This window comes from Pseudomonas rustica, from assembly GCF_049959085.1.
Lineage (GTDB): Bacteria > Pseudomonadota > Gammaproteobacteria > Pseudomonadales > Pseudomonadaceae > Aquipseudomonas > Aquipseudomonas rustica.
On sequence record NZ_CP188200.1, the window covers coordinates 2843460 to 2859649 of the forward strand.

The window sequence follows — 16190 nt, forward strand, 5'->3', positions numbered from 1 at the left end:
CGACAGCGATCAGTCGTCGCGGCTCATGATGCCGAAGATCTGCAACAAGCTGATGAACAGGTTGTAGATCGATACATACAGGCTGATGGTCGCCATGATGTAGTTACGCTCGCCGCCATGGATGATGGCGCTGGTCTGGAACAGAATGCAGACCGACGAGAACAGCACGAAACCTGCGCTGATCGCCAGTTGCAGGCCGCTGATCTGGAAGAAGAAGCTAGCCAGCGTTGCGCCCAGCAGGACAAAGAAACCAGCGGTGATGAAGCCACCGAGGAAGCTCATGTCCTTACGAGTGATCAACACGTAAGCCGACAGACCACCGAAGACCAGTGCGGTCATGGCGAATGCCGAGCTGACCACTTCAGCGCCGCCCTGCATGCCCAGGTAACGGTTGAGGATCGGGCCGAGCAGGAAACCCATGAAACCGGTCAAGGCAAACGCCGACACCAGGCCCCACGCGGAGTCGCGGAGTTTGTTAGTGAGGAAGAACAGCCCGTAAAAGCCGATCAGCACCACGAAAATGTTCGGGTAGCCAACGCGCATCTGCTGCGCAACGAAAGCCATCACGCCGCTGAATGCTAGGGTCAGAGCCAGTAGGCCGTAAGTGTTGCGCAGGACGCGGCTAACCTCTAGCTGCTCAGCCTGCACGCCGTTATTAACTGCGTAATCCTGTTCGCGCATGGCGACACTCCTGTTGGTTTGAAACGTTCAGTCGCAAAGATCATAACAGACGCTCTGTAACAAGCCATGCAGAGAGTTTGACAGTGTGTTTCATTCAGGTATTATGGCGCCCGCAACGCAACGGAGGTGTGGCCGAGTGGTTTAAGGCAACGGTCTTGAAAACCGTCGACTGTAACAGGTCCATGAGTTCGAATCCCATCGCCTCCGCCATATTTGGTACCGACAAAGCCCTGATTATTCAGGGCTTTGTCGTTTCTGGCGTCTGAGAATTGCGCGCAGTGCCTCACCTACCGCGTGATCGCCGCAGGTGAGGCATGCCCCCCCACGGCACGCTAAAACCCTTGCAATAAAACACGCTCCCCAAGACGTCCTGATTGATTGCCTCCAGCGAAAACAAACGCTGAACGCAGGCATTTACCTGAGGCCTATCGCCTGAGTAGAATGCGAGTCATTATCAATCATGTACTTTCCGGGATGCCGATGAGCAGCGACGACACACTAGGCACTGCAGATCTAGCGCTGCTCTATCGCACCCACCACTCGTGGTTACATGGCTGGTTGAGCCGACGCATTGGTTGTCGCGATAACGCCGCAGACCTGGCGCAAGACACCTTTGTGCGTCTGCTCAAATCCCGGCAATCAAGCCCCTTGCGCGAACCCCGTGCCTATCTGAGCAGCATTGCCCGCGGGCTGATGATTGATCAGTATCGTCGTCGCGAACTCGAACGTGCTTACCTGGAAAGCGTCGCGTTGCTGCCTCAACACGAGGTGCCCTCGGAAGAAAGCCGACTGCTCATTCTGGATTCGCTCGAGCGCATCGACCGCATGCTCGACATGCTCAAACCGCGAGTTCGCCAGGCGTTTTTATTTGCCCGGCTCGACGGTTTGACCTGTGCGCAAATAGCCGAAAAACTCGGCGTTTCCCGGGCGACGGTGGAGCGCGACCTGGCCACCGCGCTGCAACACTGCTATCGGTTGCGTTATGTCGAGGCATGAGTCGCAGGCGCTGGATCCGGCCGTTGTAGACCAGGCCATCCACTGGCAGGTGCGTCTGCGCTTCAACAAGGCAGATGAGCAAACGCAGCGCACTTTTGAGCTTTGGCTGCAGCAGCGTCCGGAGCATCGATTGGCGTGGCAGCGTGTGGAATCGCTTGGGGATGAGTTCGCGAGCATGCCGCCGCAATTGGCCCGACAAACCCTTGATGGTTCCCGCCATGGCCTGCGCCGACGGGAAAGCCTGAAGCTATTAGGCCTTTTTGCCACGGTTGGCGCCGCCGCCTGGCTCGGCCGGGATTACACACCCGTACCGGCCATGCTTGCGCAGCAACGCAGCAGCACCGGCGAGCAGCGCCGCGTGCAACTCGATGACGGCAGCCTTGTCCAGCTCAATAGCGACAGCGCTGTCGACAGTGATTTCGACGCCCAGCGACGTCTGCTCATTCTGCGGCGTGGTGAGGTCATCGTGAATGTCGGCGCGGATGAACACGCGGCGCACGCGCGTCCCTTTTGGGTACAAACACGCGACGGAATCATGCGCGCGCAGAGTCCCCGCTTCCTGGCGCGGGAACGTGACGACGGCACCTTGCTCGCGGTTCAGGGAGGCACCGTCACGGTATTTCCTGGCGCCAGTCAAACCCTGGCCGCCAGCAGTAGCCGCAGTGCCCAGACCGCCAATCAGCTGCTGTTCACATCAAGGGGCGCCCGTGAGTACAGGGACAATGGCCTGGATGTCTGGGGCTGGAATGACGGGGTGATCAGCGCACGCAATATGCGCCTTGGTGATTTTATCGCGGAGTTATCGCGCTACCGCCCCGGCGTATTGCGCTGCGCCGAAGAGGTTGCCGACCTTCGGGTTTCCGGCACTTTTCAGCTCGCCGACAACGATCAGGTACTGACACTGGTCGCGCAGTCGCTGCATTTGCGCGTTGATTATCGGACGCGCTATTGGGTGACGTTGACCGCTGCCAGTTGAATAAGCTTCTTTTGTCTTATTTAGCAAAAATAATGAGGTAGTTTCTCATTCTCGTTCGACTTGTAAGGAAGGCCGACTTACAGGCCAATCTGTCGATACCCTTCCTTGGAGCGAGAAAATGAGTTCGTCCGCGGTCACACAGCGCCATCCACTGAGCCACGCCGTACACGGTGTGATTCTGGGTTTGATGGTCAGCAGCTACGCCCTGCCGTCGCTGGCGCAATCTTCGAGCGCCGAACAGCGCAAACAGGTTCAGCAGTGGAATATTGCTGCCGGCCCACTGGCGCCGGCGCTTGACCGCTTTGCGCGCGAGGCTGGCATCAGTCTTTCCTACGATGCCTCGAGCGTTGCGAATCGCACAACGGCAGGCGTGAACGGCACGCTGGATACGTCGACCGCACTGTCCACGTTGTTGCAGGGAAGCGAATTGCAGATCGAGCAGCAAGGCCCGTCCGCTTACCTGCTGACACCTCAACCAGCGCCTGCCGGCCCACTTGAACTCGACGCAACGGGTATCGAGGACTACCGCCTCGCCCCCCTCATCATCAATGCCAAGGTCAGGGTCAGTGCCGACGACGACGCCAACTCGGTGGTCGCCAAGGAACTCTGGGTTGGCGGCAAAGTGGCCACCAGCATTCTCAATACACCGGCATCGGTATCGGTGGTTACCAACAAGGAAATGGAACAGCGCAGCGTCAGCACCACGGAAGAGGCGCTGCAATACACACCGGGCGTGATCACTGACTTCTACGGCACGGATGACCGCAACGACTATTTCCAGATCCGCGGTTTCCAGGCCACCACCTACCGTGACGGCTTGACCCTGAGTTCGATGCGCGGCGTGCGCGAAGATCCATTCGCTTATGAGCGCATCGAAATTCTGCGCGGCGCCAACTCCACCCTGTTCGGCCCGGCCGATCCCGGAGGCTCGGTAAACTTCGTGACCAAACAGCCGCGCTTCGAGCAGTTCGGCCAAGGCTATGTGACCTACGGTTCGTTTGACCATGTCGAGACAGGCATCGATGTCGGCGATGCGCTGAACGACGAAAAAACCCTGGCTGGCCGCTTTACTGCCAAAGGCCAGAACAGCGACCGCGAGTACGACCACTCGCAGGACGACAACCAGTTGTTTATGGGTGGCCTCACGTGGGCACCGACGGATTACACGTCGGCGACGATGATTCTGGACTACCTGAAAACCGAAAGTTCGCCCAACAGTGGCGGCTATCCGCTGGACAAGGAATACGACCGCAGCAAGTTCTATGGCGAGCCCAGCTACAACTTTCACGATGTCGAGCGCACCAGCCTCAGCGGTAACATCACCCATGACTTCGACAACGGTTTCGTGCTGCGCAGCAACCTGCGTTACAGCAAGTTGACCGATGATTTCGGCTACGTTTACCTCAGCGACAGCGCCGCACGGGTCGGCACCACCGTTGACCGCTATCAGTTTGGAACGGACACCGAAGCCGACCAGTTCAACGGCAATCTGATGCTGCAATACGATGCCCGCTTCGAGAACATCGACAGCAGCAGCCTGGTGGGCGTGGAGTACCTCGATTCGACCACCAAGGAAAGCTCGGTCTACGCCCCGACGACCTCGATTGACATTGCAAACCCGGTGTTTACCGGCGTGTCACGCTCAATCGCGCCGTACGCTGTGAACAAGCGAGACGCGACCACCAAAGCCGTATTCCTGCAGCAGAACCTGTCGTTCTACGAGCGTTTCATCGTCACCGGGGGCGTGCGCAACGACTCGATGGATCTGACCAGCAAAGGCCTGGAATCGACTGAGAAAGACACCTTTTCCGAAACCTCTTACCGAGGTGCATTGACCTACATCGTCAACGATGAGGTGTCGACCTATGTGAGCATGGTGGAGTCCGTCTCGCCGCCGCAGGTTGGTGTCACACCGCAGACCGGCAGGCAGTACGAGATAGGCGTGAAGTATGCGCCGATGGGGATGGACGCCCTGTTCTCCGCAGCCGTTTATGACCTGACCCAGGAAAACGTCACCATCGCCGTGGTGCTGCCGAGCGGCATCATTGAGCAACAGACGGTAGGCGAATCGCGTGCGCGCGGTCTCGACCTGGAGGCCAAGGCGCAGGTGACGCAGAACCTGAGCCTGATCGGTGGTTATTCCTATATGGAGTCCGAGGTACAGCGCGGTTCGTTGTACGACGGCAGCTCCCTGAAGGGCAATGAATTCGCCACGGCACCCAAGCATTCCGCTTCGCTCTGGAGTTATTACGACGTCCCCGCCACGGATGTCAGCGTTGGCTTGGGTGCGCGCTACGTCGGCTCGTATTACTTCGACGCCGCCAACTCAGGCAAAAGCGATGGCACCACGCTGTTCGACGCCGCGTTCAACTACAAAATCGCCAAGGGCACCGACCTTGCGGTGAACCTCAGCAACCTGCTGGATGAGCAGCACGTGGTCGGTTCCGGCACCGCGAACTTCTACAACCCGGGCCGTGAGATTACCGCCAAAGTGAGTTACAAGTGGTAAGCCGGTAGGCAGGCCTTCTTCGCACATTGGAAGCGGTACCCGCTGTACGGCGGGTACCGTCAACCTCGATACACACTAGCTTGATGACCTGCATGATAATCCTCACCCGCCACCGCGCGCAGATAGGCTTCATCTGCATCCCTTCGCAGGTCGCACCATTCGGTCAGCGTTAACATGCCCAACCGATCCATCTCGTCGGACTGGCGCAACAGTTCGTCGTGCCAGGCATCGGGGCAGTCCATGCGCAGTGCTCGATTTTCCGACATCCGATGCCAGGCATCCAAAGCAAGCAGTCTTGCTTCTTGCTCAGTCGTCAGCTGATTTCTGAAAACATTCATTGCATGCCCCCCCGAACATTTCCCGGTTGAGCAGGCTGTTTTGAAATAGGTTCAAAAGGGCTGACGAAGCACCGTCTTGCGCAAAGTTCGAATCACTCGTGATGGCGCCTGAACGCCCTCTAGTCAGGGTTGGGTCAGCGCCGCTGCACTTGCTTTCGAGCGCCAGGTAAACGCCAGCACCATCAGCAGGCCCAGACTCGCCATCGCTGCACCGGCCAGAGAGATCGCCGGATAACCCAGCCCGGCATTGATCACCGCGCCGCCCAGCGCCGCACCAATCGCGTTACCAAAATTGAAGGCACCGATGTTGACCGCCGAAGCCAGATTGGGCGCGTCTTTGGCCGCTTCCATGACGCGCATCTGCAGCGGTGGTACCAGGGCGAAGCTGGCGATACCCCAGATCAAAATGGCCACCGCGGCCGGCAAAGGCCAGCGCATCAGGACGGTAAACGCCAGCAAGATCACAATCAGCACGCTCAGCGAAACGATCAGGGTGCGATCGATCGAACGATCCGCAGCCTTGCCGCCCCACATGTTGCCCAGCGTCAGGCCCACACCGAATAGCACCAGCATGGCGGTGATGTACGCGGAGGACGCGTGGGTCTCGCTGCTGAGGATCGGTGCAATGTAGGTGAAGACCGTAAACATCGCACTCGAGCCGACGACAGTCAGGGCCAACGCGCCCAACACCGGGCCTCGGCCCAGCACGCGTATTTCAGCCAGTACGCCCACGCTTTGCGGTGCGCGCAGATTGGGCAGCGCGAACCACAACGCCGCCATGGTCACCACGCCAAGGCCGGTAATGCCCCAAAATGCAGTGCGCCAGCCGAACAGCTCGCCAAACCACGCGGCCAGCGGCACACCGCCGATGGTCGCCAAAGTCAGGCCCATGAACATTGCCGCGACCGCCCCGGCACGTTTCTCCGGCGCGACCACGCTGGCAGCGACGACGGAGCCGACGCCAAAGAACGCTCCGTGATTCAGTGAGGTCACCACCCGGGCGATCATGAGGCTGTAGTAGTCGGTCGCCAGCGCTGACATCAGATTACCCAAGGTAAAAATCGCCATAAGGCCGATCAGCAACGTTCGCCGCGGAATTTTGCCGGTGGTGAGGATCATCAACGGCGCGCCGAGCAGTACGCCCAACGCGTAAGCACTGACCAGCAGGCCTGCGGCGGGAATTGACACGCCGAGATCCGCAGCAATGCCCGGCAGCATGCCCATCGGGGCGAACTCGGTAACGCCGATGCCAAAGGCACCAATGGCGAGTGCAACAAGGGGTGGATTGATACGCATGGAAAGGCTCCTTATCTATGCCGCCAATGCTACGATCCAGGCGTTTGAGGCGGTAGATAGCGATTTCGGCAATCACCTTTGCGTAAGAGGCACAAATGGACGTCAATGGCAGGTCAGGTGAAATGAGCGTGTTCGTCACCGTGGCGCAGGAAGGCAGCCTTTCGGCGGCGGCGCGCGCATTGGGGCTGACGCCCTCGGCAGTCAGCCGGATCATCGCGCGTGCCGAACAGCGTCTGGGCACTCGCCTGTTGTTGCGCACCACGCGAGCGATCACCTTCACCGCTGAGGGCGAAGCATTCTTGCGGGGCGCCCGACGTATTCTGGCGGACATGGACGAGGTTGAAGACGCCATCGCCGATCAAGGCGTACCCAAGGGCCGATTGCGCGTCAGCGCGGCGCTTGGCCATGGTCGGCTGGCTATCGTGCCGTTGGTGGCCGCGTTCAGCGCGCAGTACCCGAACATCGTCGTCGACCTCACGCTCGGCGACGAAGTGGTCGACATCCTCGCTGGCCAGGCCGACGTGGCGGTGCGCTTTGGCCATCTGCCCGACAGCCCGCTGACCGCGCGCAGGATCGGCACGACCGGCCAAGTGGTGGTCGCATCGCCCGCCTATCTGCAGCGCCACGGCACCCCTCAAGAACCGCAAGACCTGCTCCGTCACAACTGCCTGCGCTTCAACTTTCGCCGTGCCGAACCCAACTGGCCGTTTATGCGCGACGGCCGCGAGTTTTCCTTGAAAGTCAGCGGCAACATCGAATGCAGCAGTGGCGAAGCACTGGCACAACTCGCCCGAGTCGGTGCCGGCATTGCGCGCATCGGCGAGTTCAGCGTCAGCGAGGATCTGCAGCGCGGCGACCTCATACCGCTACTGGAAACCTGGAACCCCGGCGATCAGGAACCTATTCATGCGGTGTTCGTTGGTGGCTCGACAATGCCGGCGCGAGTGCGCTTGTTCGTCGACTTTTTGCTGGAGCATCACCGGATGTAGGCAGTGGCCATCGTTCGATGCTCAGGCGGCGGATCTGCCGTAACTCACCTGCGTCCTAACGTCGCAGCAAACAGCTATTGGCAAATCCTGCACAAGCCTTAGAATCCCGCGCTCTCAAACAGTCACCCGAGTCGGTGGCTGAAAGCTTCGCTGTTAAAAATCACGTACCAGAATGGCTGGCCACACTTGCTCAAGTGCGGCCGATTGAATTGCCCTGCCCGTTCGGCGGGCGCTTGCACAACACACTTCGGTTTGGCATTGCCCTGCGCAGAGACGCACGTTCCGCTGCCCGATCCCTTGAGGTTTCTATGTCTCCGCGTTTGCTGGCCATGGCGCTGGCGCCCCTGCTCGGGCTGTTCATTATTGCCTTGGGCAACGGATTTCTGTCTTCCCTGACCACCCTTCGCCTGGACGCCGCCGGTGCGTCGGCGACGATGATCGGTGTCGTGTCATCGGCCTATTTCATCGGTCTGACCTTGGGCGCCTTGTTCAACGACCGCCTGATTCTGCGCATCGGCCATATCCGTGCCTACGGCAGCTTTGCCTCGCTGATCGCCGTGACCATCCTCATGCAAGGATTGTTCTATGACACTTGGGGCTGGTTCGCCCTGCGCCTGATCAATGGCTGGGCCACAGTCGGCGTGTTTCTGGTGATCGAGAGTTGGCTGCTGCTGGCGGGTGACGCGAAGATTCGCGGACGCTTGCTCGCGCTGTACATGATCGTCTTGTACGGCGCTGGCGTGCTGGGCCAGGCAACGCTGGGCAAGATCACGGGTTTGAGCGACAGCGCACCGTTCATGGTTGCCGGCATGCTCGCATCGCTGTCGGTGCTGCCAATCGTGATCCTGCCGCGCGTGTCGCCCCTGCTCGATCAGGTCGAGCCGCTCAAGCCGCGACAACTGTTGGGCGTGACGCCGACCGGGCTGGTCGGGTGTTTCGGCTCGGGCGTGAGCATCGCGGCGATTTACACGTTGCTGCCGCTGTACCTGCAACGCATGGGTCTGAACGTGGGTGAAGTCGGCAGCATGATGGCCTGGACGATCCTTGGCGCCATGCTTCTGCAATACCCGGTCGGACGCTGGTCTGACCGTCAGGATCGCCTTCAGGTGCTGACCCTTCTGACCGTGGCGTGCACGGTGTTGTCGCTGGTGATCGTCTGGCTGCCGTTGTCGTCGACGATGCTCGCGGTGATGCTGTTTTTGCTCGGCGGCGGCGTGTTTGCGCTGTATCCGGTTGCCGTCAGTCATGCCGCCGACCGCGCCCCGGCGGAAGCGTTGGTGCCGATGATTCAGGGTTTGCTGCTGATCAACTCTTTGGGCTCGGCGATCAGTCCGATGATGATCTCGCCAGTGATGAACTCGTTCGGCGCAAACGGTCTGTTCTGGGTCTTCGCCCTGGTCAATCTGTGCATGGTCACGTTCTTTTTCTGGCGACGCGGCAAACGCCCGGTTCCGGCCAACCCCGCGCCTTTCGCAGCCGCAGCGACTTTCTCGCCGACAGGCGCGGAATTGCGCGTGACCGAAGATTTGCGCCAAGCGGTGCAAGAGCACCCGCCCATGGTCGATGCATTGAGCGGCGAGCCGGCGCCGCAGTGCGAAACGCGCTGAGTCCCACGCCAGTGCGGACGCTGGCGGCCCGCGCCTAAGCATCAATCCCCCAGATCATCCCAATAAGGCGGAGTGCCGATCGCTTTGATGAAGTACTCCCACACCACGCGAACCTTCTGGGAGCGCATGCGATTCTCCGGGGACAGCAAATGGATCGGGCTAGGCGTTGGCTCCACCGATCCTTGCCAATCCGGTAACAGCCGAATGAGCTGCTGGCTCTCGAAACTCTCGCGGCTAAACAGCCAGGACGGAAAGAACACGATCCCCCTGCCCGCCAGCGCCGCTTCCACCAAGACCTGACCATTGTTACTTCGAAGCGGCCCCTGCACGTCGATGATCTCGGCCTTGTCGCTGCCAGGCTTTGTGAAATACCAGCGCTGCGCCCCGCCCGTGCCCTTGTAAACCAGACAGGCGTGATGCCGCAGATCCGCTGGCGACGCGGGTTTGCCGTGCTTCGCGATGTACTGCGCACTGGCGCAAAGGACGTATTGCTGATCGCAGATTTTGCGGCCGATCAACCCGGAGTCGCCCAAGTGTCCGACCCGGAAGATGATGTCGACGCCCTCCTGCACCGGGTCGATAAAGGCATCGGTGACGGTCAGCTCGACCGTCAATTCGGGATACTGGTCATACAGACCGTTCAACAGTTTGACGATGTGCAGGCTGCCGAACGCGACCGGTGCGTTAATCCGTACCAGTCCACGAACCTCGCCACCCTTGCCGGTGATTTCCTCATCAGCGGCATCAAGCAGTTCGAGCACTTCGCGGATTTGCTGGTAGTAGCGCTCGCCCGCGTCCGTCAGTTTCACTGCGCGGGTGTTTCGATACAAAAGTTGCTGACCGACCTCTCGCTCCAACGCCGCGATGAAGCGAGAAACGGAGGACGCCGGTACGCGAAAGTGCCGAGCCGTCGCCGAGAAACTTCCAGTCACGGCGACCATGGCAAAGTACCGGTGCGCTTTGAGGTGCATAAAAAGTCCGATCATCAAGAACAGTTGATGGGCACTACAGCAGAACTTCGTCTGCTTGTCCCGCCGCGAGATTCTTTCAGGCCTGTTTGCACCGGACACGAAAAAGCAGCCGCCCCGAATAACGGTGGCGGCTGCCAATGCGTCAGCGGCTACTTAGCCTTTATAAGGCGGGTAATCGACATAACCCTCGGCGCCACCGCCATAGAAGGTTTCGCGCTTGGCTTCGCTCAGCGGCCAGTCGTTCTGCAGCCGCGCCACCAGATCAGGGTTGCTGATGTAAACGGTGCCGAACGCGGCGAGGTCGATGATGCCGTCATTGATCAGGTCATCCGCACGCTGGCGCGACATGCCGCCCGCCAGAATCAACGCGGTGTCAGGCAGTTTCGACTGAATGGTCGACAGCAAATCGAGGAATGTTTCCTTCGGCCCGCCACCACCGCCCTCGGTACCCGGAGCCGGAAACCCGGACTGATCCATCACATGAACGTAGGCCAATTGCCGCGCGCCAATCTCGGCTGCCAACGCGGTGTAGGTTTCATCGATCTGCTCATACAACGGCATGTCGAACAGCTGACCATATGGCGAAATACGGATGCCCACCCGAGCCGCGCCAATGCGTGCGACCACGGCATCGATTACTTCCAGAGTGAAGCGCAGACGGTTTTCCAGGCGATCCGCCGAGTACTGATCGGTTCGATCATTGACCAGCGGGTTCATGAACTGCTCGAACAGATAGCCATTGGCACCGTGAATTTCCACGCCATCAAAACCCGCCTCGATCGCGTTTTGCGCAGCCTGGGCGAACTCACCGATGATCCGCGACACCTCGGCCGTTTCCAGTTGGCGTGGCGCCGGTGGCTGTACCAGCGCCGGCTTGCCGTCAGCGTCGTAACCAAACGCAGTCGCGCCGACCGCTTGCTTCGACGTGGCGCTCACTGGCAATTTTCCACCTTCCTGGATCGACGGGTGCGAAACGCGACCGACATGCCAGAGCTGCGCAAACATCTTGCCGCCCACCGCATGCACCGAGTCGGTGGTGAGGCGCCAACCGGCGATCTGCTCGGCTGTGAAGATGCCGGGGTTGAACAGATAGCCCTGCCCCTCACGGGAAATCGGCGTGCCTTCGCTGACGATCAAACCGGCGGTAGCGCGTTGTGCGTAATACAACGCGATGCGTTCATCGGCAGCATCATGGGGTGCGCGCGAGCGGGTCAGCGGCGCCATGACAATACGGTTTTTCAGCGTGGTGTCGCCCAGCGCGAATTCGTTGAAGAGTTTGGACATTGGAGTTTCCGAAGTAGATCGAATGTGGCGACCATCAGCGGGAGCGACAGGTTGACGGTGCGAACTGTCTCGAACTCGCGCCAAAGGCCCTGAGTTGCAACGATGGATCGATGCTAACTTCTGAGCCTGACGGCAACAATCCGCCGAAATCGCAAATGACTATTGCTTTTTCAGCAACGGGATTCTGCTTTCTCTTCGGAATTTATAGAGGGTTGTTGCTGGTGCGAGAGAGATAAAGCAAATGGGCGGCTACTTGAGCCGCCCATTTGAGGGTCAGGCCTGAATCCATTTCAGGAAAGGCACGGTTGGTCTCTCCGCAAATGACTGAAAAACTTGTCCTGCTTGTATCGCAATGGTTGGATAGGCCCGCAGGACGAGGAAACATGTTTGTCGTAGCCGCTTTTTTCTGCGGCTGGAATCAGTGAACAGGTTGATCAATGCCGAAGAAAACGCCACCGAATAAAGAAGCCGCCACCGCTACAGAGATTGAGAGATCGATCCAGGCCTTGAACAAAATGGCTGAACGGCTCTGGGGCGATGGTCGCGAAGCTGAGGCCAAAGCTTTGCTGGATGCGCTTGATGCATTGAACCGCGCACTCGACCGGATCCGCATTGGCGAGAGTCGCCGGGTGGTTACGCTGCATTGAAGATTGGCCGACGCTGGCTGCTTACATGCAGCGCATCGCCGCTCGACCGAGTGTCCTTGCAGCCCTCGCGGCTGAGGCGGCGACGCAGCCGGTCTGATCCCTAAGGTTTCACCGCAGCCGTTGCCGCCTCATCGATAAACGCCGCCACTTCAGCAGCACGCGAGGCCAGCGAGGCATGGCTGGCATCCAGTGTGATGATCTTTTTCGCACCGAGTTTTGCCGACATCTGCCGCTGATTGTCGGGGTGGATCATGTGGTCTTCGGTGGAGATCTGATACCACGACGGCTTGTTCTTCCATGCCGGATTGCTGATCGTGTCGCCGAAGGTGCTGGCCAACGGGGCCTTCTGTGCGACGGCCATGACCAGTGCTTCATCGGCGCTGAGATCCTGGCAAAAACTTTCGTGGAATTTATCGGCTTTGAGCCAGAGGAAACCGTCGCTGTCCGGCGCAAGATTCGGTGCGGCGGCCGGCAGGTGTTGCTGGGTCAGACCGCCGGGGCTTTCGCCGGCATCCGGGGCGAACGCGGCGATGTACACCAGGCCGACGATGTTCGGCTGATTACCCGCCTCGGTGATCACCGCGCCGCCGTAAGAGTGGCCGACCAGCAAAACCGGGCCGCTTTGTTGCGCGATCATTTTGCGCGTGCGTTCGGCGTCGTCGGCGAGGGATGTCAGTGGCATTTCCACCGCGTGAAGATCGGTGTAACCCTTGCGCGCCAGTTCGAGGATGACTTTGCCCCAATGCGCGGCGCCGCCCCAGAATCCGTGAACCAGCACAATCGTCGGTTTGTTGCTCATGGCCCTGCTCCTGTCTGAGAAGAGAAGATCGTTTGCCAATACCGCGCGAAAGTATGGTGCCGAATGCCGAAACGGGCCATGTCGGTGACGAATCTGTAAACTGGCGCGATTCTTAGTCGCTCACACAAGGGATCACCCATGGCCAACCAAGACATCATCTTCACTCCCGATCCGGACGCGGACTCCATTTCCTCGGACGTGACCACGTTCAACGGGATCATGATGTCCACGCAGATTCCGACCCGTGCCGATGGCAGCCTGGAACTCGGCGATATCACCCTGCAAAGCGAATGCACCCTGCAAGCGCTGAAGGTTGCGCTGGAACGTGCGGGCAGCTCGATGGATCGCGTGATGCACCTGACCATCTACCTCACCGACATGGCCGATCGCGCCGCGTTTAACGAAGTTTACAAACGCTACTTCGCCAAGCCATGGCCTGTGCGCGCTGCCGTTGGCGTTGCGTCCCTGGCCGTCGAAGGCATGCGCGTAGAAGTCACCGCCATGGCCGCCAAGGCCTGATTTTCACCCCAGCCTTGCGCCGAACCAACTGACGCCTTCGCGAGCAAGCTCGCTCCCACAGGTTTCTTTGTCGCCCACCTATTCGGCGACCACCGCCCAACCCTGTGGGAGCGAGCTTGCTCGCGAAGGCGTCTGGTCAGGCGACATCTTTATTGAATGCACCACCGCTTTCGCGAGCAGGCTCACTCCTACAGGTTTCTATGTCGCCCGCCTATTCGGCGACCACCGCTGGATCCCTGTGGGAGCGGGCTTGCTCGCGAAGGCGTCTGGTCAGGCGACATCTTTATTGAATGCACCACCGCTTTCGCGAGCAGGCTCACTCCTACAGGTTTGTGTGTCGCCCACTTATTTGGCGACCACCGCTGGATCCTGTAGGAGCTGCGGCACGCTGCGATCTTTTGATCTTGATCTGAAAAGGTCAAAAGATCGCAGCGTGCCGCAGCTCCTGCAAGGGCCCGGTGCCATCGGGCAGCACGGGCGTGCCGGGCGCGCGTTTCGGGGGTAGAATGCGCGCCTAACCGTGACAGCCTGACTAAAAAAACTATGTCCTTGCCCAAGCATCATCTGGAATTGCTCAGCCCTGCCCGCGATGTCGCCATCGCCCGTGAGGCGATCCTGCACGGCGCCGATGCCGTGTACATCGGCGGCCCGAGCTTCGGTGCGCGCCACAACGCCTGCAACGAAGTCGGTGAAATCGCCGAGCTGGTCGAATTCGCCCGCCGTTACCACGCGCGCATTTTCACCACCATCAACACCATCCTGCACGACAACGAACTGGAACCGGCCCGCAAGCTGATCCATCAGTTGTACGACGCCGGTGTCGACGCGCTGATCGTTCAGGATCTGGGTGTGATGGAGCTGGACATTCCGCCGATCGAGCTGCACGCCTCGACCCAGACCGACATCCGCACCCTTGAGCGAGCGAAGTTCCTCGATCAGGCCGGCTTCTCGCAACTGGTATTGGCCCGTGAGCTGAACCTGCAAGAAATCCGCGCAATCGCCGACGAAACCGACGCTGCCATCGAATTCTTCATCCATGGCGCGTTGTGCGTAGCCTTCTCCGGCCAATGCAACATCTCCCACGCGCAAACCGGGCGCAGCGCCAACCGTGGCGACTGCTCGCAAGCCTGCCGTTTGCCGTACACCCTGAAAGATGAAAAGGGTGGCGTGATCGCCTACGAAAAACACCTGCTGTCGATGAAAGACAACAACCAGAGCGCCAACATCCGCGCGCTGGTCGAGGCCGGTGTGCGTTCGTTCAAGATCGAAGGTCGCTACAAGGACATGGGCTATGTGAAAAACATCACCGCCTACTACCGCCAGCGCCTCGACGACGTACTCGAAGACCGCCCGGATCTGGCCCGCGCTTCCAGCGGCCGCACCGCGCACTTCTTCCTGCCTGACCCGGAAAAAACCTTCCACCGTGGCAGCACCGATTACTTCGTAACCGATCGCAAGATCGACATCGGCGCCTTCGACTCGCCGACCTTCACCGGCCTGCCGGTGGGCACCGTCGAGAAAGTCGGCAAACGCGACATGCAGGTCATCACCCAGGAGCCACTGTCCAACGGCGACGGTTTGAACGTGCTGGTGAAACGCGAAGTGGTCGGTTTCCGCGCCAACATCGCTGAAGCCAAAGGCGAGTTCGAAGAGGACGGCGAGAAGCGCTACCGCTACCGCGTCGAGCCGAACGAAATGCCCGAAGGCCTGTTCAAGCTGCGCCCGAATCACCCGCTCAATCGCAACCTCGACCACAACTGGCAACAGGCGCTGCAAAAGACCTCGTCCGAACGTCGCGTCGCCCTGAGCTGGGTCGCACGTCTGCGTGAAGATCAGCTGGAAGTCACCGCCACCAGTGAAGAAGGCATCAGCGCCAGCATTACCCTGCCCGGCCCGTTCGGTGTGGCCAACAAGCCTGAGCAAGCGCTGGAACAGTTGCGCGATCTGCTCGGCCAACTCGGCACCACGCAGTACCACGCGACCGACATCAAACTGGATGCGCCACAGGCGTTCTTCATTCCTAACTCGCAGCTCAAAGCCCTGCGCCGTGAAGTGATCGAGAACCTGACCGCCGCGCGAGTCGCCGCTCACCCGCGCGGCGGCCGTAAAGCCGAAACCAGCCCACCGCCGGTGTACCCGGATTCGCACCTGACCTTCCTCGCCAACGTCTACAACCAGAAGGCGCGCGACTTCTACCACCGTCACGGCGTGAAGCTGATCGACGCCGCGTATGAAGCACACGAAGAGCCTGGCGAAGTGCCGGTGATGATCACCAAGCACTGCCTGCGTTTCTCCTTCAACCTGTGCCCGAAACAGGCGAAGGGCGTGACTGGCGTGCGCACCAAAGTCGCGCCGATGCAGTTGATCCATGGCGATGAGGTGCTGACGCTGAAGTTCGATTGCAAGCCCTGCGAGATGCACATCATCGGCAAGATGAAAGGCCACATCCTCAACCTGCCGCAACCGGGCAGCGTGGTCGGCCACATCAGCCCCGAAGACCTGATGAAAACCATTCCGCGCGCACCGCACTGAGTGGACGGCGTACGCGGTGCTTCGGCGCCGCGCACGCCTGTATCAC

The 16190-nt window shown here is 60.0% G+C and carries 14 protein-coding genes and 1 tRNA gene; 9 read left to right on the forward strand and 6 right to left on the reverse strand.

Translation table 11 applies throughout. From position 1 onward, the window contains the following. Nucleotides 1-9: 9 nt before the first annotated feature. A complete protein-coding gene (locus ACP3TY_RS12875; RefSeq protein ID WP_053120677.1) occupies nucleotides 10-681 on the reverse strand; it encodes a Bax inhibitor-1/YccA family protein in 672 nt (223 codons plus the stop codon). A gap of 122 nt (nucleotides 682-803) precedes the next feature. On the opposite strand from ACP3TY_RS12875, the gene ACP3TY_RS12880 reads away from it, so the two are divergent. The 4 genes from ACP3TY_RS12880 (at nucleotide 804) to ACP3TY_RS12895 (ending at nucleotide 5162) form a co-directional block, all read left to right on the forward strand. Beyond that, nucleotides 804-891 (forward strand) — tRNA-Ser (locus tag ACP3TY_RS12880). Nucleotides 892-1161: 270 nt separating this feature from the next. Beyond that, nucleotides 1162-1677: a sigma-70 family RNA polymerase sigma factor gene (locus ACP3TY_RS12885; RefSeq protein WP_053120679.1), complete on the forward strand. Its 516-nt coding sequence runs from the start codon at nucleotides 1162-1164 to the stop codon at nucleotides 1675-1677. Continuing rightward, nucleotides 1664-2653: a FecR domain-containing protein gene (locus ACP3TY_RS12890; RefSeq protein WP_426620198.1), complete on the forward strand. Its 990-nt coding sequence runs from the start codon at nucleotides 1664-1666 to the stop codon at nucleotides 2651-2653. The genes ACP3TY_RS12885 and ACP3TY_RS12890 overlap by 14 nt, the downstream gene beginning before the upstream one ends. Before the next feature lie 118 nt (nucleotides 2654-2771). Further along, nucleotides 2772-5162 carry a TonB-dependent siderophore receptor gene (locus tag ACP3TY_RS12895; RefSeq protein ID WP_426620200.1) on the forward strand — a complete coding sequence of 797 codons (2391 nt, stop codon included), beginning with the start codon at nucleotides 2772-2774 and terminating at the stop codon, nucleotides 5160-5162. A gap of 59 nt (nucleotides 5163-5221) precedes the next feature. Here ACP3TY_RS12895 and ACP3TY_RS12900 read toward each other — a convergent pair whose 3' ends face one another. Further along, entirely contained in the window at nucleotides 5222-5500 is a 279-nt protein-coding gene (locus ACP3TY_RS12900; protein WP_159812071.1) for a hypothetical protein, read from the reverse strand. A gap of 123 nt (nucleotides 5501-5623) precedes the next feature. Continuing rightward, nucleotides 5624-6796, reverse strand: coding sequence for an MFS transporter (locus tag ACP3TY_RS12905; RefSeq protein WP_212550679.1), 1173 nt, complete (start codon nucleotides 6794-6796; stop codon nucleotides 5624-5626). A gap of 95 nt (nucleotides 6797-6891) precedes the next feature. Here ACP3TY_RS12905 and ACP3TY_RS12910 point away from each other — a divergent pair, with 95 nt between their 5' ends. Both ACP3TY_RS12910 and ACP3TY_RS12915 read left to right on the forward strand, forming a co-directional pair. Then, nucleotides 6892-7785, forward strand: a complete 894-nt coding sequence (locus ACP3TY_RS12910) for a LysR family transcriptional regulator (RefSeq protein ID WP_178124156.1) — start codon at nucleotides 6892-6894, stop codon at nucleotides 7783-7785. Nucleotides 7786-8093: 308 nt separating this feature from the next. Further along, entirely contained in the window at nucleotides 8094-9392 is a 1299-nt protein-coding gene (locus ACP3TY_RS12915) for an MFS transporter (protein ID WP_053120692.1), read from the forward strand. 41 nt (nucleotides 9393-9433) lie between these two features. Here ACP3TY_RS12915 and ACP3TY_RS12920 read toward each other — a convergent pair whose 3' ends face one another. Then, nucleotides 9434-10378 carry a LysR substrate-binding domain-containing protein gene (locus ACP3TY_RS12920; RefSeq protein ID WP_426620475.1) on the reverse strand — a complete coding sequence of 315 codons (945 nt, stop codon included), beginning with the start codon at nucleotides 10376-10378 and terminating at the stop codon, nucleotides 9434-9436. A 138-nt stretch (nucleotides 10379-10516) separates the two neighbouring features. Beyond that, nucleotides 10517-11647: an alkene reductase gene (locus ACP3TY_RS12925; RefSeq protein WP_426620201.1), complete on the reverse strand. Its 1131-nt coding sequence runs from the start codon at nucleotides 11645-11647 to the stop codon at nucleotides 10517-10519. 437 nt (nucleotides 11648-12084) lie between these two features. Between ACP3TY_RS12925 and ACP3TY_RS12930 the strand changes: the two genes are divergently transcribed. Beyond that, the gene (locus tag ACP3TY_RS12930) at nucleotides 12085-12294 is read left to right on the forward strand and encodes a hypothetical protein (protein ID WP_426620202.1); all 210 of its coding nucleotides are present in this window, start codon (nucleotides 12085-12087) and stop codon (nucleotides 12292-12294) included. A 100-nt stretch (nucleotides 12295-12394) separates the two neighbouring features. Here the strand turns inward: ACP3TY_RS12930 and ACP3TY_RS12935 are convergent, their stop codons facing one another. Next, entirely contained in the window at nucleotides 12395-13093 is a 699-nt protein-coding gene (locus tag ACP3TY_RS12935) for an alpha/beta hydrolase (protein ID WP_426620203.1), read from the reverse strand. Nucleotides 13094-13231: 138 nt separating this feature from the next. On the opposite strand from ACP3TY_RS12935, the gene ACP3TY_RS12940 reads away from it, so the two are divergent. After that, nucleotides 13232-13612, forward strand: a complete 381-nt coding sequence (locus tag ACP3TY_RS12940) for a RidA family protein (protein ID WP_053120702.1) — start codon at nucleotides 13232-13234, stop codon at nucleotides 13610-13612. Between the two features lie 543 nt (nucleotides 13613-14155). After that, nucleotides 14156-16144 (forward strand): peptidase U32 family protein, encoded by a 1989-nt coding sequence (locus ACP3TY_RS12945; RefSeq protein WP_426620204.1) that lies wholly within the window; start codon nucleotides 14156-14158, stop codon nucleotides 16142-16144. The last annotated feature ends 46 nt before the right edge of the window (nucleotides 16145-16190 follow it).